This is a genomic window from Microbacterium phoenicis, from assembly GCF_047302325.1.
Lineage (GTDB): Bacteria > Actinomycetota > Actinomycetes > Actinomycetales > Microbacteriaceae > Microbacterium.
Genome location: NZ_CP154849.1, coordinates 1276179 through 1299214, shown reverse-complemented (window position 1 = coordinate 1299214; position 23036 = coordinate 1276179). Strand labels below are relative to the sequence as shown.

General features: G+C 70.6%; 21 protein-coding genes and 1 tRNA gene. 13 read left to right on the top strand and 9 right to left on the bottom strand.

Annotated features, from left to right (window positions below; translation table 11 throughout):
- Positions 1 to 10 precede the first annotated feature (10 nt).
- From ABCU91_RS06330 to ABCU91_RS06320, 3 genes are read left to right on the top strand one after another with little or no spacing between them, the layout of a single operon-like run.
- Entirely contained in the window at positions 11 to 1042 is a 1032-nt protein-coding gene (locus tag ABCU91_RS06330) for an AAA family ATPase (RefSeq protein WP_413355197.1), read from the top strand.
- A 12-nt stretch (positions 1043 to 1054) separates the two neighbouring features.
- Entirely contained in the window at positions 1055 to 2302 is a 1248-nt protein-coding gene (locus ABCU91_RS06325; RefSeq protein ID WP_413355196.1) for a DUF58 domain-containing protein, read from the top strand.
- A complete protein-coding gene (locus tag ABCU91_RS06320; protein ID WP_413355195.1) occupies positions 2292 to 4535 on the top strand; it encodes a transglutaminaseTgpA domain-containing protein in 2244 nt (747 codons plus the stop codon). The genes ABCU91_RS06325 and ABCU91_RS06320 overlap by 11 nt, the downstream gene beginning before the upstream one ends.
- Before the next feature lie 63 nt (positions 4536 to 4598).
- Here ABCU91_RS06320 and ABCU91_RS06315 read toward each other — a convergent pair.
- From ABCU91_RS06315 to ABCU91_RS06305, 3 genes are all read right to left on the bottom strand, one after another.
- Positions 4599 to 4690 (bottom strand) — tRNA-Ser (locus ABCU91_RS06315).
- Between the two features lie 74 nt (positions 4691 to 4764).
- Positions 4765 to 5541, bottom strand: a complete 777-nt coding sequence (locus tag ABCU91_RS06310) for an isocitrate lyase/PEP mutase family protein (RefSeq protein ID WP_413355194.1) — start codon at positions 5539 to 5541, stop codon at positions 4765 to 4767.
- A 74-nt stretch (positions 5542 to 5615) separates the two neighbouring features.
- The gene (locus ABCU91_RS06305; RefSeq protein WP_133398401.1) at positions 5616 to 6062 is read right to left on the bottom strand and encodes an SRPBCC family protein; all 447 of its coding nucleotides are present in this window, start codon (positions 6060 to 6062) and stop codon (positions 5616 to 5618) included.
- Between the two features lie 143 nt (positions 6063 to 6205).
- Here ABCU91_RS06305 and ABCU91_RS06300 point away from each other — a divergent pair, with 143 nt between their 5' ends.
- On the top strand, positions 6206 to 7009 hold the full coding sequence (locus ABCU91_RS06300) for a hypothetical protein (protein ID WP_406922412.1): 804 nt from the start codon (positions 6206 to 6208) through the stop codon (positions 7007 to 7009).
- A gap of 6 nt (positions 7010 to 7015) precedes the next feature.
- Here the strand turns inward: ABCU91_RS06300 and ABCU91_RS06295 are convergent, their stop codons facing one another.
- The gene (locus ABCU91_RS06295) at positions 7016 to 7534 is read right to left on the bottom strand and encodes an N-acetyltransferase family protein (RefSeq protein WP_413355193.1); all 519 of its coding nucleotides are present in this window, start codon (positions 7532 to 7534) and stop codon (positions 7016 to 7018) included.
- Between the two features lie 95 nt (positions 7535 to 7629).
- Here ABCU91_RS06295 and ABCU91_RS06290 point away from each other — a divergent pair, with 95 nt between their 5' ends.
- The 5 genes from ABCU91_RS06290 (at position 7630) to ABCU91_RS06270 (ending at position 15198) form a co-directional block, all read left to right on the top strand.
- The gene (locus ABCU91_RS06290; RefSeq protein WP_413355192.1) at positions 7630 to 8862 is read left to right on the top strand and encodes an ROK family transcriptional regulator; all 1233 of its coding nucleotides are present in this window, start codon (positions 7630 to 7632) and stop codon (positions 8860 to 8862) included.
- A gap of 112 nt (positions 8863 to 8974) precedes the next feature.
- A complete protein-coding gene (locus ABCU91_RS06285; protein ID WP_413355191.1) occupies positions 8975 to 10336 on the top strand; it encodes an extracellular solute-binding protein in 1362 nt (453 codons plus the stop codon).
- A gap of 4 nt (positions 10337 to 10340) precedes the next feature.
- Positions 10341 to 11285: a carbohydrate ABC transporter permease gene (locus tag ABCU91_RS06280; RefSeq protein ID WP_413355190.1), complete on the top strand. Its 945-nt coding sequence runs from the start codon at positions 10341 to 10343 to the stop codon at positions 11283 to 11285.
- Entirely contained in the window at positions 11282 to 12157 is an 876-nt protein-coding gene (locus ABCU91_RS06275) for a carbohydrate ABC transporter permease (protein ID WP_413355189.1), read from the top strand. Before ABCU91_RS06280 ends, ABCU91_RS06275 begins: the two co-directional genes overlap by 4 nt.
- 47 nt (positions 12158 to 12204) lie before the next feature.
- Positions 12205 to 15198 carry an alpha-mannosidase gene (locus ABCU91_RS06270; RefSeq protein ID WP_413355188.1) on the top strand — a complete coding sequence of 998 codons (2994 nt, stop codon included), beginning with the start codon at positions 12205 to 12207 and terminating at the stop codon, positions 15196 to 15198.
- A gap of 6 nt (positions 15199 to 15204) precedes the next feature.
- Here ABCU91_RS06270 and ABCU91_RS06265 read toward each other — a convergent pair whose 3' ends face one another.
- Genes ABCU91_RS06265 through ABCU91_RS06255 form a run of 3 tightly spaced genes read right to left on the bottom strand, consistent with a single transcriptional unit; the run spans position 15205 to position 18092 of the window.
- Complete coding sequence (locus ABCU91_RS06265) at positions 15205 to 16284, bottom strand: DNA glycosylase AlkZ-like family protein (protein WP_413355187.1); 1080 nt, start codon at positions 16282 to 16284, stop codon at positions 15205 to 15207.
- A 32-nt stretch (positions 16285 to 16316) separates the two neighbouring features.
- Entirely contained in the window at positions 16317 to 17048 is a 732-nt protein-coding gene (locus ABCU91_RS06260; RefSeq protein WP_413355186.1) for a sulfurtransferase, read from the bottom strand.
- A gap of 36 nt (positions 17049 to 17084) precedes the next feature.
- Entirely contained in the window at positions 17085 to 18092 is a 1008-nt protein-coding gene (locus ABCU91_RS06255; protein ID WP_413355185.1) for an SDR family NAD(P)-dependent oxidoreductase, read from the bottom strand.
- Between the two features lie 78 nt (positions 18093 to 18170).
- Here ABCU91_RS06255 and ABCU91_RS06250 point away from each other — a divergent pair, with 78 nt between their 5' ends.
- Positions 18171 to 18821 carry a hypothetical protein gene (locus ABCU91_RS06250; RefSeq protein WP_406922422.1) on the top strand — a complete coding sequence of 217 codons (651 nt, stop codon included), beginning with the start codon at positions 18171 to 18173 and terminating at the stop codon, positions 18819 to 18821.
- Between the two features lie 21 nt (positions 18822 to 18842).
- On the opposite strand, the gene ABCU91_RS06245 is transcribed toward ABCU91_RS06250, so the two are convergent.
- Positions 18843 to 19781, bottom strand: coding sequence for an aldo/keto reductase (locus ABCU91_RS06245; RefSeq protein WP_413355184.1), 939 nt, complete (start codon positions 19779 to 19781; stop codon positions 18843 to 18845).
- A 48-nt stretch (positions 19782 to 19829) separates the two neighbouring features.
- Positions 19830 to 20192 (bottom strand): winged helix-turn-helix transcriptional regulator, encoded by a 363-nt coding sequence (locus ABCU91_RS06240; protein ID WP_406922424.1) that lies wholly within the window; start codon positions 20190 to 20192, stop codon positions 19830 to 19832.
- Between the two features lie 109 nt (positions 20193 to 20301).
- Here ABCU91_RS06240 and ABCU91_RS06235 point away from each other — a divergent pair, with 109 nt between their 5' ends.
- From ABCU91_RS06235 to ABCU91_RS06225, 3 genes are all read left to right on the top strand, one after another.
- Positions 20302 to 21162 carry an NmrA family NAD(P)-binding protein gene (locus ABCU91_RS06235; protein ID WP_413355183.1) on the top strand — a complete coding sequence of 287 codons (861 nt, stop codon included), beginning with the start codon at positions 20302 to 20304 and terminating at the stop codon, positions 21160 to 21162.
- Between the two features lie 77 nt (positions 21163 to 21239).
- Positions 21240 to 22280 carry an LLM class flavin-dependent oxidoreductase gene (locus ABCU91_RS06230; protein WP_413355182.1) on the top strand — a complete coding sequence of 347 codons (1041 nt, stop codon included), beginning with the start codon at positions 21240 to 21242 and terminating at the stop codon, positions 22278 to 22280.
- Positions 22281 to 22374: 94 nt separating this feature from the next.
- Positions 22375 to 23028, top strand: a complete 654-nt coding sequence (locus ABCU91_RS06225) for a dihydrofolate reductase family protein (RefSeq protein WP_413355181.1) — start codon at positions 22375 to 22377, stop codon at positions 23026 to 23028.
- Positions 23029 to 23036: the final 8 nt, after the last annotated feature.

The following is a 23036-nucleotide window of genomic DNA, read 5'->3' as shown; positions in this document are numbered from 1 at the left end:
AGGGGGACGGATGACCGACGACCAGACGACCATGACGGCGCCGGAAGGCCAGGCCCCGACGCGGGCGTCGACCCGCATCGACGCGATCGCATTCGCGGAGACGACCGCTGCGCTCGTCGATTCGGTGTCGAAGGTCATCGACGGCAAGCCGCACGCCGTGCGCGCCGCGCTCGTCTGCCTCCTGGCCGAGGGTCATCTGCTCATCGAAGACGTTCCGGGAGTCGGCAAGACGATGCTCGCGCGGGCACTGGGCAGCTCGATCCAGGCGACCGTGCGCCGCATCCAGTTCACGCCCGACCTGCTGCCCAGCGACGTGACCGGCGTGAGCGTCTACGACCAGTCCGAGGGCCGGTTCGATTTCAAACCGGGCGCGATCTTCGCCCACATCGTCATCGCCGACGAGATCAACCGGTCATCGCCGAAGACGCAGTCCGCTCTGCTCGAGGCGATGGAGGAGCGGCAGGTCACCGTCGACGGCACGAGCCGGGGTCTGCCCGAGCCCTTCCTCGTCGTCGCGACGCAGAACCCACTCGAGATGGAGGGCACCTACGCCCTCCCCGAAGCCCAGCGCGACCGGTTCATGATGCGCATCTCGATGGGGTATCCGGATGCCGAGAACGAAGCGCTCATGCTGCGCCAGCGCGACACCGGCAACCCGCTCGATGCCATCCACGCCGTGACCACCGCGGAGCGCGTATCGGCGCTCATTGCGTGGGCTCGAACCGTGCACGTCTCGCCCGCCGTCGAGGAGTACGCCGTCGCACTGTCGCGCGCGACGCGCGAGCACGGCGATCTGCGCCTCGGCGCCAGCCCTCGCGCGACGCTGCAGCTCGTCCGGGCGGCGAAGGTCTGGGCGGCGCTGGAAGGCCGCGAATACGTCATCCCCGACGACCTCGTGTCGCTGCTCGAGCCGGTCTTCGCCCACCGTCTGATCGCCGCGCGCGGCGCCGCGGTCTCGCGCGGGCGAGGCGGGGTCGACCTGGTCGCGGCGGCTCTCGAGCAGATCGTCAGGTCGGTGCGCGTGCCGGTCGCCGCGCGCTGATCGAACGTCCCCATGACACGGTGGCCGCTCACCCCCCGAGGCACGGGCGCGATCGTGCTCGCGTTCGCGGCGTTCATCCTCGCTCCCGCCTTCGGCGTTCCGGCGCTCGTCTTCTTCGGCGTCCTGCTGGTGGCCGCGGTCGGCCTCTCCTTCGCCTCGCTGTGGCTCGGTCACCGCGCCGACGGCGTCCGCCGCTCGTTCGCGCCGCCCGTGGCCTCGGTCGGGGCCGACGTCGACGTGCGCGTGCGCATCGAGTCGCGCTCGGTCCTTCCGACGATCGTCGGCACCTGGCACGATCGCCTGCCTCGCGGCATTGAGGGCGAACCCACCGGTGTCTACCCGGCGCTGCGGTCCGGCCTCGTCTCGGGCAGCCATCGCGTCGACATCGCTTACCGCGTGCGCGCCCGGCGGCGCGGAGTCCGCCCGATCGGGCCGCTCGTGGTCGAGACCACCGACCCCTTCGGCCTGTCGCGCCGCCGGCAGGAGCTCGGCGGAGCCGTCCCCCTCACGATCGCCCCGGCCGTGGTGGCGCTGGAGATGTTCGACGACTTCCCGGGAGCGGCGGGCGGGACCATGCAGTCGGTCACCGACAAGCTCGGCCAGGGCGCCGACAACCTCATCCCCCGCACCTACGCACCCGGCGACTCGATGCGCCGCATCCACTGGCGGGCCAGCGCTCACCGCGGCGAACTCATGGTGCGGCAGGAGGAACGCGAGTCGAACCCCGAGGCGGTCATCGTCTTCGACCGAGCGGTCGCGAGATGGAGCGCAGACGCGCTGCGCTCCCCCGGCGAGGACCTCGACTTCGAGGCAGCGGTTTCGACGGTCGTCTCGGCCGCCGCGCGCTTCATCCGTGAGGGGTACAGCGTCGCGGTCATCGACGTCGACGGGACGGAGCTCTTCGACCCGATCGAGGGCGGCGACACCGCTGCGCTCGAGACGATGACGACAGCGTTCGCCACACTCACGGCGAGCCGCGCCGGCGCCCTGACGGACCTCGCGCCGCTGTTCGCCGGGGCGACCCTGGGGCCCGTCGTCGTCGTCACCGGCGAGATCTATCCAGCGGATGCCGCCTCCCTGGCTCCGATCGTGGGCCACAGCAGCATGCCGGTGCTGTTCGCCCTCGCCGGGGCAGGCGACGCACTCCGCGTGGCGCGCGAGACGGGATGGCGCGTGCACAGCCTCGAACCCGAGGACGAACTCGAATCGCTCTGGTCCGGCGTCCCCGGGATGGAAGGGTTCGGCCGTCATGTCCGGTGAGCGCATCGAGGAGGCGCGCCCTCGGCACGACGGCCTGTCGACGACGGCGCTGCTGCTGGCCCTGGTGGCATCCCTCGTCCCCCTGTTCACCGTCATCTCCGGGGGCGCGTGGGCGGCGCTGGCCTTCGTGCTCGCGGCGGTGCTCCTGGGAGCCGGCTACCTGCTGCGCCGACTGAGGGTGGGCGCAGTGCTCGTCACCCTCATCCTCGCGGCGGTATGGACCTCGATCATGACAGCCGTCTTCTTCTCCGACGTGGCGTGGCTGTTCGTCATCCCGTCGGGCGAGGCGTTCGCCCGGGTGCCGCGACTGATCGAGATCGCGAGCAACGACATCGCGGTGGGGGTCGCCCCCATCGATGCGTCCGCGTCGCTGACCTTCCTCATCGTGGGCGCCGTCGGGCTGCTCACCATCGCGCTCGATCACGTCGTCCTGACGGCACGGATGCCGCTGCTCGCCGGCGTCGCCCTGATCGCCGTCTGGCTGATCCCGACGCTCGCCGTCCCCCGCCCGATCGATCTCTGGGCGTTCACCCTTCTCGCGCTCGCGCTCCTGTGGCTGCTGCGCACCGAAACGCGCGGACGCGACCGGACCCGGTCGACGGTAGCGCCGCGCGGCGGTGTCGGCGCGGTCGCGGCTGCCATCGCGGCATCCGCCGTCGTCATCGCCGTCATCGCCGCACCGGCTCTCCCCTCGCCCGCCGCGCCCAGTGGCGGGCTGGGCGGCGGCACGCGGATCGACGCGTCCCTGAATCTCGGTGACGACCTCCGCCGCCCCGCCGAGGTGCCCGTGGTCAAGCAGTGGAGCGCGGCGTCCGCCCCGGCCTACCTCCGCGTGGCCACGCTGACCGAACTCGAGGGCGACTCCTGGCAGCCCGATCGGAGTCGCTCGGTGCCGCTCGACGAGTGGTCGCCCGAGGACGCCGCCGACGAGGGGATCGAGATCGCCGAGGAACGGCGCACGGTCGAGGTGCTCGACCTGTCGTCGGCGCAGCTGCCGGTGCCCGCCGACGCCGTCTCGGTCGACGGGGTGACGGGGCTCTGGCGGATCGCCCCCGCCAACGGGACGGTCGTCTCTCCTTCGACGGCCGCGCGCGGGCAGCAGTTCGAGGTCGTCAGCCGCACACCTCGGCCCACCCTCGAGCAGGCGCGGGCCGCCGAGGCGAGCGGCGGACCGCGGCAGGCCCGCGACCTGCCCGCCGACACCTCACCCGAGATCGCGGAACTGGCCGCCGAAGTGACCGCCGACGCGTCGAACGACTACGACCGTCTGCTCGCGCTGCAGTCGTGGTTCCGAGGTCCCGAGTTCGACTACTCCCTCGACGCACCCGTCGAGGACGGTTTCGACGGGTCGGGCATCGAAGCGGTCTCGACCTTCCTCTCGGTCCGGTCCGGGTACTGCGTGCACTTCGCGTCGGCGTTCGCCATCATGGCGCGGACCCTCGACATGCCCTCGCGGGTCGTCGTCGGCTTCCTGCCCGGTCTGCCCACCGGCGACGTCGTCGACGACCAACGGGTGTACCAGGCCACCACGGCCCAGCTGCACGCCTGGCCCGAGATCTTCTTCGACGGCATCGGCTGGGTCCCCTTCGAACCGACGAAGAGCCTCGGCGTGGCCCAGCGGTTCACCTCCGAGGAGGACACGTCGAACGAGCCCGAGCCGACGCCGACGCCGACGGCCGCCGCGGAGCCGACCCCCACCGCATCCTCGGCGCCCCGCCCCGAAGAGGACCCCACGGCGGGCACCCCGCAGGCGACGACCTTCTCGATCCTGCGGGTCCTGCCGGCTATCGGCATCCTGCTGGGCGCTCTGGTCGTGCTCGCCCTGCCCGCCCTCGTCCGCGCGGCGCTGTCCCGGAGGCGCGTGACGAAGGCACGCCGCGGCAGCGCCGGGGCGGCGTGGCGTCTCGTCCAGGATGCGGCGATCGACCTCGGCATCCCGGTCCCCGATTCCGAATCCCCCCGCGCGTTCGGCGACCGGCTCCGGCGCGACCACGGCGCCCCGCCCGCGGCTATGGAGCACCTGGTGAGCGCGGTCGAACGGTCGAGCTATGCCCTGCCCGGATCGTTCGCCGACACCGACGGGACCGAACTGGCGACGGATGCCGCCGCCGTCCGCTCCGGGCTGTTCGCCTCCGTGTCGGCGTCCCGACGCCTCGTCGGTCGACTGCTCCCCCGGTCCCTCGTCATCCGTCCCGGCTCGACCTTCGCCGAGGCGATGCCGCTCGGGCGCTGACACCGGGACTCCGGGACTCCGGGAACGACGAAGCCCCGCACCTCGAGGTGCGGGGCTTCGTTCTGGCGGAAGCGACAGGATTTGAACCTGCGAGACGAGTTACCCCGCCTACATGGATTCCAGCCATGCTCCTTCGGCCGCTCGGACACGCTTCCAACGTGAGAGCCTACCACGCAGGCTCCGCGCGCCTCGCGCACCGGTCGGGCCGGCGGCATCCATCACACCGGGCTCAGTTGAGGGCTCGCGTGCTGTCGGGGATCACGCCGTCCCGGTACAGGTCGGCAGCGAGGTCCTGGTAGGCGGTCAGGGCGACGCGCTGGGTGAGCGGGCCGTACGAGATCCGGGCGACGCCGAGCTGCTCGTACTCCGCCGCGCGGAGGGCACCGGGAAGACCGATCACGCTCACGCGGCCGATGCCCTCGACGAGCCGCGCCGTCGTCTCGGCGTCGAGCTGGCCGGGCACGAAGACGACATCGGCACCGGCATCGATGAAGGCGCGGCCGCGGGCGACGGCATCCGCGATCGATTCCTCGAGCGGGCGGTCGCCGCCACGGACGAAGGCGTCGGTCCGCGCGTTGAGGGCGAAGGGGACCCCCTCGGCCTCAGCGGCCCGGACGGCGGCGGCGACCCGGGCGACGGACTCGTCGAACGGACGGAGGCGGTCTTCCATGTTCGCCCCGGCGATGCCGACACCGATCGCGCGCCGGACGGTGTCGCCCGTGTCGGCGTACCCGTCGTCGAGGTCGGCCGACACCGGCACGTCGCCCGCGGCGGCAACGATGCGCCCGACCATGTCGAGGGTCGTCTCGAGCGGGATACTGCCATCGTCGTATCCGAAGGATGCCGCGATGGAGTGACCCGCCGTGGCGATGGCGCGCGTCTCCGGAAGGGCCAGGACGGCCTTCGCGGAGATCACGTCCCACACGTTGACGACGCGGAGGATCTCGGGGGCGGCGTGGAGGTCGCGGAGGCGGCGAGCGCGGCCGTCGACGGAGAGAGTGCTCATGCCTCCACCGTGCCACGACGGCCCGGTGGAATGCACCACCGGGCCGTCGAGGAGCGATCGGACGCGCCGTCCGCTCAGCCCACGTCGCCTCTCCAGGCACCGGTCTCAGCGCCGCGGGATTCGATGAACTCCTTGAACTTCTGCAGGTCCTTCTTCACCGCATGGTCGTCGACGCCGATCGCGGCGCCGACGGTCTCAACGAAGCCCTCGGGCTTCCAGTCGAGCTGCACGGTCACTCGCGTTTCGGTGTCGCTCAAGCGGTGGAAGGTGACGACGCCGGCGTGATCTTCGTCGACGCTCTTCCATGCGACGCGTTCGTCGGGGTGCTGTTCGGTGATGTGCGCGGTGAACTCCCGCTCCGCTCCACCGATCTTCACATTCCAGCGCGTCGTCGTCTCGTCGATCTGGGTGATCGACTGCACGTAGCTGAGGAAGTGGGGGAAGGACTCGAACTGGGTCCACTGGTTGTACGCGGTCGACACGGGCACGGTGACGTCGACGGTTTCGATGATGCTGGCCACGGTTCTCCTCTCGTCGGAATGTGCGACCCATCATCGAGCGAGCCGACCGATCGGCAGCAGGGGCTTGCGTCTCCTGCGTCCGAACGATAGGCGGCGGGTAGGCTCGTCGGCGACTCCGCCACTCCGACGCAAGGAGCCGCACCGTGCGCACCTCTGTCCTGCCGCTGCCCGTCGCTGCGGTCGCCCTCACCCTCGCCTTCGCCGGGTGCACGGGTCAGACCACGCCCGCTCCTCCCGCGTCGTCGGCGAGCGGCGCGCCCGCCCCCTCTCCGACCGCGACGGAACCGGCCCCCTCTCCGACGACGGCGGCTCCGGCCGTGGAGACCCCGCCGGAGTGCGAGACCCTGGATCTCAGCGCCGGGACGGTCGCGGGCGCCGACCTCGGGCCCTGCATCCAGGCGACGCTCGTCCGCTACGACACGGGCACCCTGACCATCGACGGCGACGAGCTGGCGGGCACGGTCGTCTACCACTACGACCCCGCGTTCGAGTTCCGCGGTGATCTCGAGACCGGAGCGGGCCCTGCCTCCATCAGCTTCGTCGGCGGCGTCATGCTGCTCGATGAGGGCGACGGACCCGTCGTCGCCGACGTCGGCGCCTCCGACGCCGGATCCCAGGCCGCCGGCTCCACCGCCGAGGTGTACCGGGTGTTTTCCGACCCCGGTTTCATGGGAGACCTGATCGGTGCGGGCGAGAGCTGGTCGGTGTCCGATGCGCCGGAGGAGGTCGAGACCCCGGATGGCGGATCGGTCGACGCCTACCGTCTCGAGAGCGCCGCAGCGTACTCGTGGTACGACATCCCGATCGATTCCTACACCCTGTGGCTGACCGCCGACGGTCGCCCCGTCGCCGCCGAATCCACGACCGGCTTCCTGGGTCGCACGGCGACGGTGACGCAGCACCTGACGGGTCTCGGCGAGCCCGTCACGATCACGCCCCTGTCCTGAGACGCGTCAGCGGGCCGCGAGGGCGGTGAGCGCTTCGCCGGTCATGCGCTGCGTCGTCCACTCGTCCATGGCCTCGGCGCCGATCGAACGGTAGAACCCGACGGCCGGCGCGTTCCAGTCCAGGACCGTCCATTCGAGGCGCGGATATCCGCGCTCGAGCGCGACCGAGGCGAGCGAGGCGAGGAGTGCGGTCCCGTAACCGCGACCGCGATCGGCCTCGTCGACGAAGAGGTCCTCCAGCCAGATCCCGTGGCGTCCGGTCCAGGTCGAGAAGGTCAGGAACCACACGGCGATGGCGCGGATCTCACCGTCCCGCTCGATCACGTGCGCGAAGGCCTTCGGATCGTCGCCGAACAGCGTCGCCGTCAGGTCGCCGGTCGTCGTGCGCACGGCATCCGGTTCCCGCTCGTAGGCGGCGAGCGCATGGATGGCAGCGAGGATGCCGTCCTCGTCGCCGGGCGCGGCGACGCGCAGCACGGCGCCGTCATCGAGCGCGCGGGGGAGGAACGAAGATGCAACGGGCATGCCACGAATGTAGTGCGGATGCCGCGGGATCGCCCCTGATCGGGGCGGCACGCTAGTCTCGATCAACCGCCCTTTGGAGCAAAGCAGGTTCACTCATGGCCAGACGCGGAGCCAACCAACCCAGCGTCGGTGGATACAACGAGGCCGTCGTGCTGGACCAGATCCGTCGATCGCACGGATACAGCCGTGTCGAGTTGGCCGACGCGACCGGGTTGTCGGCGCAGACGGTCTCGAACATCGTGCAGCGACTGCTGGACGCGGGCATCGTCGAAGAGGCGGGCCGCACGAGCTCCGGACGCGGCAAGCCTCGCACGACCCTGCGCCTGGTCGGCAGCAGCCGGTACGCCGTGGGAGTGCACCTCGATCCGGGGCTCATCACCGTCGTCCTGTTGTCGATCGACGGCGAGGTCATCGCACGACACGCCCGCGCCACTCCCCTGGCTCAGGACCCGTCCGACACCGTCGAGGTCCTGACGCAGGACATCGAGATGACCCTCACCGGCTCGGGAATCGACCGGAGCCGCATCGTCGGCCTCGGCATCGCGGCCCCGGGGCCCATCGACGTCGAGCGCGGCATCGTCCTCGACCCACCCAACCTCGCCGGGTGGGACCGCGTGCCGTTGCGCGACGCGGTGGCGGGCGCAACCGGCCTCACCGTCCTCCTCGAGAAGGACGTGACGGCCGCGGCAGTGGCGGAGAAGTGGATCGCCGCTCCCGGCGGTGCGCAGAACTTCGCGTTCCTCTACGTGGGCACAGGCCTCGGCGTCGGGCTCGTGATCGGCGACGAGGTCGTCCGAGGCGGATCGGGCAACGCGGGCGAGATCGGACACATCGTCGTCGATCCCGACGGCCTGCCCTGCGGATGCGGAATGCGCGGCTGCGTCGCGGTGAGTTGCGCGCCCCTGCCCCTCATCGAGGAGGCCGAGCGGCGGGGCATCATCGATGCCCGGCGCACGGGAGACGATCCGACCGAGCTGGATGCCGCGCTCACCCGCCTCGTGGGATGCGCCGACGACGGCGACGCCGAGGCCCAGGCGCTCCTGGCCCGATGCAGCGAGCACATGGCGCGCGCGCTGGCCGTCGTCTCGAATCTGGTCGACGTCGACCGGATCGTGCTGGGTGGACCCTTCTGGGGTCGCCTCGAGCACGTGCTCGCCGAGACGGTGCCGCCGCGACTCGACGAGCTCCGCGCGGCGCGGGGCGTCCACCCGGTGACGGTGTCGGGCACCGAGCTCGGATCCGATGTCGGAGCGATCGGGGCGGCGTGTCTCATCCTCGATGAAGCCCTCACTCCGCGGCCGACCTCGTTGCTGGTGCCGACCGCGTGATGTCATTCGCGTCACGGTTGTCGCAGCGCCTTGACTCGGCTATGTCCACCGGATTGACTTACCGTGTCCGGACACGGAGTGCGGGCATCATCGTTCGGAGCAAGGGGGCCCCGTGAGACTTCGCAACGCCGTCACATCCATCGCAGCCGCATCGGCTGCCGTCCTGCTCCTCGGCGGGTGCACCCCAGGGGGGAGCGACGACGCCGGGGACACCGTCACGGTCGTCTACTCCAAGACCGATTCCTTCACCGTCCTCGACGAGCTGATGCAGACGGCGAAGAAGGAGTTCGAGGCATCCCACGAGGGGATCACCGTCGAACTGCAGCCGATCACCGCGACGGACGACGACTACAAGACCCGACTCCAGCTCTCGCTGGCCTCGCCCGACACCGCGCCGGACGTCTTCTACGAGGACACCTTCGCCGTCCGCAGCGACATCGAGGCCGGGTACCTCCTGAAGCTCGACGACAAGCTCGACTCCTGGGACGACTGGGAGATGTTCGACGACGCGGGCCGGACGGCCGGACAGGGCGAGGACGGCAGCACCTACGCACTCCCTCTGGGCACGGACACCCGCGTCATCTGGTACAACAAGGACGTCCTCGAGAAGGCGGGCGTCAGCACACCCTGGCAGCCCGAGAGCTGGGACGACATTCTGGCGACCGCCGCGCAGATCAAGGAGAGCGACCCCGACGTCGTCCCGTTCAACATGTACGCCGGCACCGGCACCGGCGAGGGCACCGTGATGCAGAGCTTCTACGAGCTGCTGTACGGCACGGGCGACGGGACGGGCCTGTTCGACGACGACTCCGGCAAGTGGGTGGTCGGCTCGCAGGGCTTCATCGACTCGCTGACCTTCCTCCAGACGCTGTACGACGAGGGATACGCCGTCAGCCCCGACAAGGCACTCGACCCCAACGTGTGGCAGGCCGTCTTCGGGGACTGGTTCCCGAAGGGCACCCTCGGCGCGACGGTCGAAGGCTCGTACACGCCGTCGTTCTGGGCGGAGGGAGGCGACTTCGCGTGGCCCGAGTACGCCGACACCATGGGCGTGGCGCTGTTCCCGACGCAGGACGGGCAGGAGCCCGGCGGCGTCAGCATGTCCGGCGGATGGACGCTCGCCGCCTCCGCGCAGACCGACGTGCCCGACCTCGCGTTCGAGTTCATGACGACGGTCGTCAACAAGGAGAACGCGCTCTGGTACGCCATCAACAACGCGCAGATCGCGGTCCGGACGGACGTGGCGCAGGAGCCGACCTACCTCGAGTCGAACCCGTTCGTGAAGGCGGTGACGGATGCCGTCTCGGTCACCCACTTCCGCCCGGCCAACAGCGACTATCCGCAGGTCTCCGTCGCCGCGCAGGAGGCGACGGAAGCCGTGATCACGGGACAGAAGTCGCCCGCCGAAGCCGCCGCCGCCTACGACGACGCCGTGCGCAAGATCGCCGGTGACGACGGAGTCGTCACCGAGTGACCGCATGACAACGACCCTCGCGCGTCAGCCCGATCCGGCCGCGCCCGCGCGGCGGCGCGCCCGGACGCGGGTGGGCGCTCGCGTCACGCCGGCCCGGGCGCTTCCGATGCTGCCGGCCGTCGGGCTCCTCGTCGTCTTCCTCGCAGGTCCCATCGCGTGGGCGGTCGGCGGGTCGCTCACCGACCGGGCCCTCACCGGCGTGAGTGCGGCGAAGCCCGAGTTCGTCGGCCTCGACAACTTCGCGAGGCTCTTCGCCGATCCGGTCCTCCCTCTCTCGGTGCTGCTGACCGTGCTCTTCGTCGTGGGGTCCGCGATCATCGGGCAGAACGTGCTCGGCCTGCTGCTCGCGGTGCTCTTCCGGGCCGGGAGCCGCGCCGTCGCGGGCACCGTCGGGGTGATCGTCGTGACCGCGTGGGTGCTCCCCGAGATCGTGGCCGCCTTCGTCGGGTACGCCTTCCTGTCGGCCAACGGCACCCTCAACGGGGCACTGTCGCTCATCGGGGTGGCCGGACCGAACTGGCTGTACGCGCTGCCGATGCTCGCGATCATCCTCGCGAACACGTGGCGGGGGACGGCGTTCTCGATGCTGATCTACCGAGCCGCCCTCGATGACGTCCCGCCCGAGGTCACCGAGTCGGCGATGATCGACGGCGCGGGGGCGTGGCAGCGGCTGCGGTTCATCACGCTCCCCATGATCACCGGCACCATCTTCACCAACCTGCTCCTGACGACGCTCCAGACGCTGTCGGTGTTCACGCTCATCTGGGTCATGACCAAGGGCGGGCCGGGCGACCTGTCCGCCACGCTCCCGGTGTTCGCCTACTCGCAGGCGTTCTCGTTCGGGGACATCGGCTACGGGAACGCGATCGCGATCGTCATGCTGGGTCTGGGCGCGGTGTTCTCACTCGCCTACGTCCTGTCGCTGCGCCGCCGAGGGGGCGTCTCGTGAGCGTCGCGACATCGCCTCGTCGGTCCCCGGTGGCACCCAGCGTCGCGTCGCCGCGGCGCGGAGCGACGCGGTTCTGGGCGAATCTCGTCCTCGTGGTGATCGGCGTGATCTTCGCCGCGCCGCTGGCGTGGGTCGTCCTGGCCTCGATCGATTCAGCCGCGACCTACCAGGTCGCGTGGCCCGCAGAACCCACCCTCGACAACTTCACGGACGTCCTCACCCCCGAATTGACGCTGCGCCCGCTCCTGAACAGCCTGCTGCTGTCGACCGGTGCGGCCGCGGTGACGGTCGTGGCATCCGTCCTCGCGGCCTATCCGCTCTCGCGCTATCGGTCCCGCTTCAACGCACCGTTTCTCTACTCGGTGCTGTTCGCGAGCTGCCTGCCGATCACGGCGATCATGGTGCCGGTCTACAGCCTGTTCGTGCAGATGCGCTTGATCAACCAGCCGTGGGCGGTCGCCCTGTTCCTCGCCGCGAGCGCGCTGCCGATGGCACTGTGGATGACGAAGAACTTCATGGACTCGGTCCCGGTCAGCCTCGAAGAGGCAGCGTGGGTCGATGGGGCGAGCGCGATGCGCGCGCTGCGCACCGTCGTCGTCCCGCTCATGCGCCCGGCGCTCAGTGTCGTCTTCGTCTTCGTGTTCCTGCAGGCGTGGGGCAACTTCTTCGTCCCCTTCGTGCTCCTGTTGACCCCCGACTGGCAGCCGGCAGCGGTGTCCATCTACTCGTTCTTCGGCCAGTACGGCACCGTCGCCTACGGACGCCTGGCCGCGTACTCGCTGCTGTACTCGATCCCCGTACTCGGCCTCTACCTCATCGTCACCCGCGGCCTCGGGGGCTCCTTCGCGCTCTCCGGTGCCGTCAAAGGCTGACCCGCACAGCCCTTCTCCCGCCGAACCTCTCCCGAAAGACGTTCTCCATGCATCGCAACGACCGACTCGCACTGCAACGGGTCGACCGGCTCGCCGGCGACCGACTGATCCCCGCGCTCTACCGCGACACGGCTCCGCTGGACATCACGGCGTGGGAGGTTCCGGGTGAGCCCGTCCCGTTCGCCGAGGCGGTCGCGCAGACCTACGCCCCCGTCCCGGTGGGCACCGCGTGGGGGCGCCCGTGGGGCACGGTCTGGTTTCACGTCACCGGCAGCGTGCCGGCATCCTGGCGCGACACTCCGGGAACGCGTCCCGAGATCGTCGTCGACCTCGGGTTCGACTCGTCCGGTCCCGGCTTCCAAGCCGAGGCTCTCGTTTTCCGCCCCGACGGGTCGATCGTCAAGGCCATCGAACCCCGCAACGCCGCCGTGCCGATCGACGGCGACGTGATCGACCTGTGGATCGAGGCGGCCGGCAACCCCAGCGTCGCCGGAACCTTCACCTTCGCCGCGACCCCCCTCGGCGATCGCGCCACCGCCGGCGACGAGCCGATCTACCGGCTGCGACGGCTCGAGCTGGGCCTGCTCGATCAGACCGTGTGGGAGCTGCAGCAGGACATCTGGACGCTCCGCGGCCTCGTCGACGAGCTCGAGCCGGATCGCACTCGTCACGCCCGCGTGCTCGCGGCACTCGGCCGCGCCGTCGACGCGGTCGACCCCGATGACGTCGCCGGCACCGCCGCGGCGGGTCGAGCCGAGCTCCGCGCCGTGCTCGCAGCCCCGGCATCCCCGTCGTCGCATCAGCTGACCGCCGTCGGTCACGCCCACATCGACTCGGCCTGGCTCTGGCCCATCCGCGAGACCGTGCGCAAGGTCGCGCGCACGTTCTCGAATGTCCTCGACCTCATGCGCACCGAGGACGACTTCGTCTTCGCCGCGTCGTCGGCGCAGCAGTACGCCTGGATGAAGGAGCACTACCCCGAGCTATTCGGACGGATGAAGGATGCCGTCGCCGCCGGACGCTTCGCCCCGGTCGGGGGCATGTGGGTCGAATCCGACACGAACATGCCGGGTTCCGAAGCCCTCGCGCGTCAATTCGTCGAGGGCAAGCGGTTCTTCCTCGAGGAGTTCGGCGTCGAGCCTCTCGAGGTCTGGCTGCCGGACTCGTTCGGATACTCCGCCGCGCTCCCCCAGATCATCACCGCCGCCGGGTCGCGATGGTTCCTCACGCAGAAGATCTCGTGGAACGAGACGAACCGGATGCCGCACCACACCTTTCTGTGGGAGGGCATCGACGGAACCCGCGTGTTCACGCACTTCCCTCCGGTCGACACGTACAACTCGGAGTTGTCGGCGGCCGAGCTCGCCCTCGCCGAACGCCAGTTCGCCGAGAAGGCGGATGCCTCGCACTCCCTCGTCCCGTTTGGGTGGGGGGACGGGGGCGGCGGTCCGACCCGCGAGATGATCGCGGCGGCGCGGCGCACCGCAGACCTCGAGGGTTCGCCGCGCGTACGCCTCGGGTCACCCTCGCAGTTCTTCTCCGAGGCCGAGGCCGAATACACCGACCCGCCGGTCTGGTCGGGTGAGCTCTACCTCGAATACCACCGCGGCACCTACAGCGCGCAGGCGCGCACCAAGCGCGGCAACCGCCGGAGCGAGCACCTGCTCCGCGCCGCCGAGCTGTGGGCGACCCTCGACGCGGTCCGCACGGGTGCCCCGTACCCCGCCGAACGGCTGCGGTCCCTCTGGCAGACGGTGCTGCTCCACCAGTTCCACGACATCCTGCCCGGTACCTCGATCGCCTGGGTGCACCAGGAGGCCGAGGCGACCTATGCGCGCGTCGCCGCCGAGCTGCAGGAGATCATCGACAGCGCGGTGCGTTCGCTCACCGGCGAGGGCGATCGCGCCCTCATGGCGAATGCGGCCCCGATCACGCTGGCGGGAGCCCCGGCGCTGGGCGTCGCGGAGGCGGCATCCGTCCTCCCCGTCGTGCCCGAACGGGACGGTGACGGATGGTCGTTCCGGCATGAGCGATTCCACTGGGCGATCGACGGTCGCGGGCTCGTCATAGGCGCCGTCGACCTCACCACCGGCCGGGAGCTCATCGACCCTGCGTTCCCCGCCGGCGTGCTGCAGCTGTTCCGCGACACGCCCCGCGAGTGGGACGCCTGGAACATCGACGCCGAGGACGGCGCCCTCGGGACGACCCTCGCCGACGTCGTCGAGATCGTCGCGGACGGTGCAGACCTCGTCGTCCACCGGCGGTTCGGCTCTTCGGAGCTGGAGCAGCGCTACCGCGTCGACCCGCTCTCCGGCGCACTCGAGATCGCCCTGCGCCTCGACTGGCACGAGCGGCAGAAGATGCTGAAGATCGCCTTCCCCCTCCGCGTGCGCGCCGAGCGGGCCGAATCCGAGATCCAGTTCGGTCACGTCTCCCGCCCGGTGCACGCGAACACGACATGGGATGCCGCCAAGTTCGAGACCGTCGCGCATCGATGGATCCGCGTCGTCGAGGGCGGGTACGGGGTCGCCGTCGCCAACGACTCGTCCTACGGCCACGACGTGCAGCGGGCGCCCGGCGCGGACGGTGGCGCACGGACGGTCGCCCGCGTGACGCTCGTTCGGGCTCCGCTGTTCCCCGACCCCGAGGCCGACCAGGGAGCGCACGAGTTCCGGGTCTCGCTCCTGCCGTCCGCGACGGTCGCCGACGCGATCGGCGAGGGGCTCCGTCTCAATCTGCCCCCGGTCGCCGTACGCGGCGCCGATGAGGTCGCGCCCCTGCTGACGCTGGACGACCCGGGTGTCGTCGTCGAGGCGGTCAAGTTGGCCGACGACGGTTCCGGCGACGTGATCGTGCGGCTCTACGAGGGGCTCGGGTCGTCCCGCACGGCGCGAGTGACGGCAGGATTCGCGGTGACGGCCGTCACGCAGACCGATCTGCTCGAGCGGGAGATCGAGTCGACGGCGCTCCGCGAGACGACCGGGACGGTCCGCCTCGACCTGTCGCCGTTCCAGCTGGTCACCCTGCGCCTGGCGCGCTGACCCGTCTCACTCCAGTCCGCGGACCGGGACCCCGAGCCATTCGCCGAGGTCCCGGATCTCGGTGTGCACCATCTCGCGTTCGTCCTCGTCGAGCGGGGCCAGCTCGTGGACCGCGGCGACGACGAGGGTCTCCTTCTTCTTGTCGAGCGCAGCGTCGAGGAGCGCGACGAAACGGTCGCCGACGAGGATCGGATGCGCGAAGTAGCCGTAGACCCGCTGGTGCTTGGGCTTGAACTGCTCGAGGACGAAGGTGAAGTCGAACAGCTCGGTCAGGCGCGGCCGGTCGAAGAGCATCCGGTCGTACGGGTTGAGGATCGCCGCGCGCCCGCCCGGGTCGTCGTCCAGGGCCCCGATCGCCTCGGGGTCGACGCGCCAGCGCCACGAGCTCCCCTCCACCTCGGCTTCCTCGCCGGCCGTGCCGACGCCGGACCACGGCGACTTCTGCCGCGCGATGCCGAGGGCCTGCAGGCGCCGACCTGCCAGTGCCTCTTCGGCGTCGGACGGGCTCATCGCGGCATCCGTCGCCCCGTAGACGCGCTCGGGCAGGTCCCACACCCGCTGCCGTCCGAGGCGACCACTGATCGCGACGTCGCCGAGGTACGACATCAGCTCGAGCATGCGCGGCACCTGGTTGGCGCCGTACCAGCCGCTCTCGTTCTTCGCCTGGACGGCGCTCGTGTCAGGGATCTCCGAGGCCTGCAGCGGGCCGTCGCGGTCGAGGCGGCGCAGGATCTCAGCACGGAACGCCGCGTTCGCCTCGAGATAGGCCGCTGTCGAGGCGCTCAGGCGGCGGTTCGGCATGATCGCGCGCAGAGCCGGAAGGAGGGATGCCGGGCGGAAGTGCCCGTCGTACTCGAACAGCAGCCGGTCGCCCTCGACGGCCTTCGAGAGCTGGCCCGGCTCGTACGCCCAGCCGATCCGCGACCAGCAGATCGACTGCTCGCTGGGAGCGATGACGGCGGTCGGGTCGATCTTGATCGCGGCGATCTGCTCCGCCACCTCGACGACGTCGCCGGGACGGTCCGCGTCGAGCAGCTGCGCACGCACCGCGATGCGGCGCGCCTCGTCCCTCGTGAGCCGGTGCATGGCACGAGGCTAGCGCCGACGTCCGACGCGGGTCAGCCCGTGGGCTGCAGCGACGCGTCGACGGTGCGACGCTCGTCGAAGACGAAGCAGTCGCCCTCGAACCCGTCGGCGCCGACGTGCTCGAAGTAGCCGAGGATGCCGCCCTCGAGCTGACGCGCGTCGATCCCGTCCTCGCGGAGGACGAGCGCGGCCTTCTCGCACCGGATGCCGCCGGTGCAGAAGCTGACGACGGTCTTGCCGACGAGCTCGTCGCGGTGCGCCGCGGCGGCTTCGGGGAACCCGGTGAACTTCTCGATCCGCCAGTCGAGGGCGCCCGAGAAGGTGCCGTGGTCGACTTCGAACGCGTTGCGGGTGTCGAGCAGCACGACCTCGCGCCCGTCGTCGTCGACGCCGGCCTCGAGCCAGCGGCGGAGCGTGTTCGGATCGACGGCGGGAGCCCGGCCGGCGTCAGGACGGATCGCGGGGCGGTCCATCCGGATGATCTCGCGCTTGTGTTTGACGAGCATCTTGCGGAACGGCTGCTCGTCCGACCAGCTCTCCTTCGTCGTGAGCGGGGCGAAGCGCCCGTCCGCGCGCAGCTCGTCCACGAACCCGCGCACATCCTCGGCGGGTCCCGCCAGGAAGAGGTTGATGCCCTCCTCCGCGACGAGGATCGTGCCGCGGAGTCCGCGCGCCTCCGCCCGCTCGTACAACACAGGACGCAGCGACGCGGGGTCGGCGATGTGCGTGAAGAGGTAGGCGGAGATGTTCAGGACGGATGCCACCCCACCAGCGTAGAGGCGGGGCGGCATCCGCTCGGATCATTGCGCCGACCAGCCGCCATCACTGGCCAGCACCACGCCGTTGATGTTGACGCCGTCGTCCGAGAGCAGGAACGTGATCGATGCGGCGAGCTGCTCCGGGGTGGCGACGCCGGGCATCGTGCCGTGGAACGCACCGAGGCGCTGCTGGCCGTACTCCGAGACGTTCGGGGGGAAGGGGATGCCGGTGGCCACCCCGCCGGGGGCGACGGCGTTGACGCGCAGACCCTTCGGCCCGTACATGACGGCCGCGCTCTTGGTGAGCCCGACGACGGCGTGCTTGCTGGTCGTGTAAGCGTTGCCCGAGGCGCTGCCGCGAAGGGCGGCCTCGCTGGCGACGTTGACGATCGAGCCGGCGCCGGCGGTCAGCATCGCGGGGAGCACGGCGCGGGTCAGCTTGAACGGACCCGTGACGTTGACGGCGATGACGCGGTCCCACATCGCATCGGATGTCTCCCCGAGCGGCGAGAAGTCGTCGTTGATACCGGCGACGTTGGCGAGCGCGTCGATCCGCCCTCCGGCCGCGGCGACGATGGCGTCGATGGATTCCTGCGTCGTGACATCGCCCGCCACCGTGACGATGTCGGCATCCGGCATCGATGCGGCGAACTCGGCGAGGCGGTCCGCGGAGATGTCGGTGGCGATCACCCGGGCGCCTTCTCGGGCGAGACGCCCGGCGGTGGCCCGACCGATGCCGGATGCCGCGCCGGTGACGATCACGGTCTTACCGGCGAACCGGCCGGCCGAGGTCGGCTCGGCCCCGCCGATCGATTCGCTCTGGGGGATGACACCGCCGTTCGCCTGTCGCACGAGGTCGTCGACGGCGATCTGGGGCATGGCCCCCTGACTGAGGACGATGAGCTGTTGCAGCGGGAGTCCCCGCACGGGCGCGAGGGACTCCGCGGTTCCGCCCCCGGCGGCGATCAGCCCGCGCAGGAGCGGACCGCCGACGTCGCTGTCGAGCCAGTCGCCGATGCTCGTGGCGGCAGTGAGAACCTCGTCGGTCATGGTCGTCCCTTCCTCTGAGCGGATTATTCCCGCCCGGGAAATGATACTCTCGGCGGCGCCACCGCGAAAGGGAGTCTCATGACCGGAACGACCCGCCGCGGTCGCGGCACGCGAGCAGGGCTCGACCGCGAGCGCATCCTGAACGCGGCGCGGGACCTCGACCCGGCGACCCTCACGATGCAGCAGGTCGCCGACGCCCTGGGGGTCGACCGCAAAGCACTCAACCACCACGTGACGGACCGCGAGAGTCTCCTCGAGATGCTCGCGGTGGATGCCTTCCGTCGCCGCTTCTCGTCGTCGGAGCTCGATCTCGGCTCGACCTGGCAGGACGCGTGTCGGGGCTACGCGGGAGCGCTGGTGTCGAGCCTGATGGACATCGGCGCCTGGGTCGACCATCTTCCGTTCACGACGCCGGACGACCTCGCCATCATCGACCCCGCCGAGGAGCTCGCTGCTCGGCTGCGCGCGGCGGGCTTCAGCCTCGAGACGACGAGCCGCGGCATGCATCTGCTGATGAGCATCTGCCAGGGCTTCGCGCGGGAGGTGGTGACCGCCGGCTACTCCGCGCAGGATCCGCAGGTCGCGCACCTCCGCGACGCGCTCGGCGCGTCGACCGGGGGCTATCCCGTCCTGCGCGAGCTCATCGACGCCGAGATCGACAACCACGGCGAGGCGCAGTTCCGCTTCGACGTGGACGCGTTCATCGCGGGCATGGAACGCCTGCTCTGACCGCGCCCACGTGCGTCGGGCTCAGCCGACGAACGGAGCGGACGCCGCGTCGAGGGCGGCGACCTCGTCGGCGGCGAGCTCGAGCGTCGCGCCGGCGATGAGACCGTCGACCTGGTCGACGCGCGACGCGGAGGCGATCGGGACGGTGCCCTTCGCGCGGAGCCAGGCGAGGGCGACGGATGCCGGGGCCACGTCGTGCGCCGCGGCGACGTCATCGAGCACCGAGAGCACCGCGAGCCCTTCGGGGGTCGCGTAGGCCGCCGCCGATCCGGCACGGGGCGAGGACTGTCCCGACGCGTCGGTGGAGCGGTACTTGCCGGTGAGGAACCCGCTGGCCAGGGCCGAATACGGAACCACCGTGAGGCCGAGCTCCTCGGCGGCGGGCTTGACGCCCCGCTCGATGGCACGGTCGACGAGGTTGTACCGGGGCTGGGTGACGATCGGCTCCGCGACCCCCTGCTCGCGGGCCAGGCGCACCCACTCCCGGGTGTTCTCGGCGGAGAAGTTCGAGATCGCCGGGTAGCGGATGAGGCCGTCGGAGACGAGCGCGCCGAATGCGGCCACGGTCTCTGCCAGCGGAGTCGCGTCGTCTTCGGCATGGGCGTAGTAGACGTCGATCGTGTCGACGCCGAGGCGCTTCAGCGACGCCTCGGCACCGGCCCGCACGGTGCCGGCCGACAGTCCTGGGAACTCCGGGTGCTTCGACACCTTCGTCGCCACCACGACGCCCGACGGCCGCCGAGAAGCGAGCCACTCGCCGAGGATCGTCTCGCTCTCACCGCCGGAGTTGCCCGGCGCCCATGCGCTGTAGACGTCCGCCGTATCGATGAAGTCGCCGCCGGCCGCGGTGAACGCATCGAGGACGGCGAAGGAGGTGTCGCGGTCCGCGGTCCAGCCGAAGACGTTGCCGCCGAACGACAGGGGGAACACGGTCAGGTCACTCGTACCGAGAGCAGTCATGGATCCGATCCTGACACGGCCACGGATGCCGCGGGCCGAGGGCTCGGGTCAGCGCGCGACGATCTCTTCGGCGTTCACCTGGATCCAGCTCATCAGCGGCATGACCCGTTCCATCAGTTCGACGCCGCGCGGCGTGAGGGAGTACTCCACTCGCGGCGGAACCTCGGGGTACGACGTCCGTTCGACGATGCCGTCGGCGGCGAGGGTGCGGAGAGTCGTGGCGAGCATCTTCTCGCTGATGCCGTCGACGCTGCGTCTCAGCTCACCCCAGCGACGGGTGCCGTCGGTGAGCGCCAGCAGCACGAGGACGCCCCACTTGCTCATGACGTGGTCGAGGACAGTTCGCGAGGGACACGCCTCGCTGAAGATTCCCGGCGACTCGCGTTGCATCTGCTCGAAACTGACCGACACCACAGCAGCTTACCTGAAAGTGGGTACCCCCGGCGAGGAATGCATCGCCGGGTTGGGGTGGTTCTGTCCGGTGTCGCGCACTTCGCTCGATCACCCGAAAGGACTCGCCATGACCATTCTCGTCACCGCCGCCGGCGGACAGCTCGGCCACCTCGTCGTCGACGCACTCCTCGCCCGCGGCGCCTCGCCCGACAGCATCGTCGCCGGTGCACGCACCGTGGCGAAGGCCGCCGACCTCGCCGACAAGGGCGTGCGTGTCGTGCCGCTCGACTACACCGCACCGGAATCGATCGCCGCCGCCCTCGAGGGCGTCGACAGCGTTCTGCTGATCTCGGGATCGGAGCCGGGCAGCCGCGTGGCGGGGCACGTCAACGTGATCGACGCGGCCGTCCGCGCCGGCGTGACGAAGCTCGTCTACACGAGCCTCTCGCACGCCGACACCGCCGACCTCGTCCTCGCCCCCGACCACAAGGCGACCGAAGAGGCCATCGCGGCCAGCGGCATCCCCGCCGTCCTGCTCCGCAACAACTGGTACATCGAGAACTACGCGGGCGACCTCGCCGGCGCCGCCCAGACCGGCGTGCTCTCGGCCGCCGTCGGCGATGCCGCCGTGGGTGCCGCAGCGCGCGTCGACTACGCCGCGGCAGCCGCGGTCGTCCTGCTCGAGGACGGCCACATCGGCCGGACGTACGAGCTCGCCGGCCCCCGCGCGACGTACGCCGACATCGCCGCGGCGATGGGTGAGGTCCTCGGGCGCGAGGTCGTCTACGCCCCCGCGACGCCCGAAGAGCTGGCGGCCCGCCTGGCGTCGTTCGGACTCGACGAGGGCACGGTCGGTTTCGTCGTGGCCCTCGACGCCGGCATCGCGAGCGGCGCGCTCGACGCGACCGAGACCGATCTGACCGACCTCATCGGCCGTCCCACCACGTCGTGGGTCGACGCTCTTCGCGCGCTGGCCCCGGCCGCCTGACGCTTCCCCGCAGCGTCTCTGGCCGCGGCATCCATATTCACCGGAATGGATGCCGCGGCCGCTGCGTTGTCATGGGCATGCAGAGCTTCGGAACGCTGTCCTTCGGCCACTACGGCCCTCTCGGCGGGGGCCGGGAACTCACCGCGGGCGATTCGCTGAAGCAGGCGATCGATCTCGCCCAGGGCATGGATGCGCTCGGGGTGAACGGCGCCTACTTCCGCGTGCACCACTTCGCCCGGCAGCAGGCCTCCCCCATGCCGCTGCTCGCCGCGATCGCCGCGCGGACCTCGCACATCGAAGTCGGGACCGGCGTCATCGACATGCGATACGAGAACCCGCTGTACCTCGCCGAAGAAGCGGCGGCGCTGGACCTCATCAGCGACGGCCGACTGGCCCTCGGCGTGAGCCGTGGCTCACCCGAGAGCGTCGTCCGCGGCTACGAGACGTTCGGCTACACCGGGTCCCAGGACCCCCGCGGCGCCGACCTCGCCCGCGAGCACTTCGACCTTTTCCTGCGCGCGATCGACGGCGAGGGTCTCGCCGAGAGCGACCCGCACAGCCCGTTCGGCGGCGGACACGGTCTGCAGCGCATCGAACCGCACTCCCCCGGGCTGCGCTCGCGCGTGTGGTGGGGCGCGGGCAACCGTGACTCGGCCGAATGGGCGGGCCGCATGGGCGTCAACCTGATGTCCTCGACCCTCCTCACGTCGGCCGACGGGCGTCCGTTCGACATCCTGCAGGCAGAGCAGATCGACGCCTTCCGCACCTCGTGGCGCGAGGCCGGTCACGCCGGTACGCCGCGGGTCTCGGTGAGCCGCAGCATCTTCCCGATCACCACGGCGGAGGATGCCATGTACTTCGGCGGACGCTCCGACGGCGACCAGATCGGCATCATCGACGGGATGCGCTCGACGTTCGGCAAGACCTACGCCGGCACCCCCGATGAACTCGTCGAGCAGCTGCAGCACGACGCCGCGGTGCGGGAAGCCGACACCCTCATGCTGACCATCCCGAGTCAGCTGGGCGTCGCGTTCAATCTGCGCCTCGTGGAATCGTTCGCGCGCTACGTGGCGCCGTCGCTGGGCTGGGTGCCGACGAACGCGGTCGCGACCGCCTGACGCCGGACCCGTGCGGATCGAGGCTCGACGCGAACGACGGTGCTGCGCAACACTGATTCCACCGGCGTCCGCCGGCAACGGCGGAAGGCACAGCATGGCCCGGGTTCGCGTCGACCTCAACATCTCCCTCGACGGTTTCGCGACGACGACGGACCAGACCCCGGAGAATCCGTTCGGTGACGACTGGGGCCGACTGACGCGTGACTACACCGCCACCCGGACGTTCCGGGAGCGCGTCCTCCACGACACCTCGGGCGAGGGGACCACAGGAGTCGACGACGCGTACGCCGCTCGCTACTTCGACGCTGTGGGTGCGGAGATCATGGGCGCGGGGATGTTCGGCCTACACGAACACGGAGACGATCCGGATTGGCGCGGGTGGTGGGGAGACGAGCCGCCGTTCCGCATCCCGGTCTACGTTATGACGAACGCGACGCGACCCTCGATCGAGTTCGCCAACGGAACGACCTTCCACTTCCTCTCCGCGACACCGCGCGCAGCCCTCGAGCTCGCCGTCGACGCCGCCCTGGGCGGCGACATCCGCATCGGGGGTGGCGCCGAGACCGTTCGGGCGTTCTTGCGCGAGGGCCTCGTCGACGACCTCCATGTCGCGATCGTGCCGATCCTGCTCGGGCGCGGCATCCGCCTCTGGGATGATCTGCGCGGACTGGAACAGGGGTACCACGTGACCTCGGAAGCCGCTCCGAGCGGCGTCGTGCACACCACCTTCCGACGCGAGACGGTCTAGGCGAAGAT

What these genes read in the sequence shown, in the direction of transcription:
- ABCU91_RS06250 (WP_406922422.1), top strand. Translation starts at nt 18,171, where the DNA reads ATGACCGGAACGACCCGCCGCGGTCGCGGCACGCGAGCAGGGCTCGAC.
- ABCU91_RS06310 (WP_413355194.1), bottom strand. Translation starts at nt 5,541, where the DNA reads ATGAGCACTCTCTCCGTCGACGGCCGCGCTCGCCGCCTCCGCGACCTC.
- ABCU91_RS06330 (WP_413355197.1), top strand. Translation starts at nt 11, where the DNA reads ATGACCGACGACCAGACGACCATGACGGCGCCGGAAGGCCAGGCCCCG.
- ABCU91_RS06290 (WP_413355192.1), top strand. Translation starts at nt 7,630, where the DNA reads ATGGCCAGACGCGGAGCCAACCAACCCAGCGTCGGTGGATACAACGAG.
- ABCU91_RS06320 (WP_413355195.1), top strand. Translation starts at nt 2,292, where the DNA reads ATGTCCGGTGAGCGCATCGAGGAGGCGCGCCCTCGGCACGACGGCCTG.
- ABCU91_RS06230 (WP_413355182.1), top strand. Translation starts at nt 21,240, where the DNA reads ATGCAGAGCTTCGGAACGCTGTCCTTCGGCCACTACGGCCCTCTCGGC.
- ABCU91_RS06255 (WP_413355185.1), bottom strand. Translation starts at nt 18,092, where the DNA reads ATGACCGACGAGGTTCTCACTGCCGCCACGAGCATCGGCGACTGGCTC.
- ABCU91_RS06245 (WP_413355184.1), bottom strand. Translation starts at nt 19,781, where the DNA reads ATGACTGCTCTCGGTACGAGTGACCTGACCGTGTTCCCCCTGTCGTTC.
- ABCU91_RS06295 (WP_413355193.1), bottom strand. Translation starts at nt 7,534, where the DNA reads ATGCCCGTTGCATCTTCGTTCCTCCCCCGCGCGCTCGATGACGGCGCC.
- ABCU91_RS06270 (WP_413355188.1), top strand. Translation starts at nt 12,205, where the DNA reads ATGCATCGCAACGACCGACTCGCACTGCAACGGGTCGACCGGCTCGCC.
- ABCU91_RS06280 (WP_413355190.1), top strand. Translation starts at nt 10,341, where the DNA reads ATGACAACGACCCTCGCGCGTCAGCCCGATCCGGCCGCGCCCGCGCGG.
- ABCU91_RS06325 (WP_413355196.1), top strand. Translation starts at nt 1,055, where the DNA reads ATGACACGGTGGCCGCTCACCCCCCGAGGCACGGGCGCGATCGTGCTC.
- ABCU91_RS06265 (WP_413355187.1), bottom strand. Translation starts at nt 16,284, where the DNA reads ATGCACCGGCTCACGAGGGACGAGGCGCGCCGCATCGCGGTGCGTGCG.
- ABCU91_RS06235 (WP_413355183.1), top strand. Translation starts at nt 20,302, where the DNA reads ATGACCATTCTCGTCACCGCCGCCGGCGGACAGCTCGGCCACCTCGTC.
- ABCU91_RS06225 (WP_413355181.1), top strand. Translation starts at nt 22,375, where the DNA reads ATGGCCCGGGTTCGCGTCGACCTCAACATCTCCCTCGACGGTTTCGCG.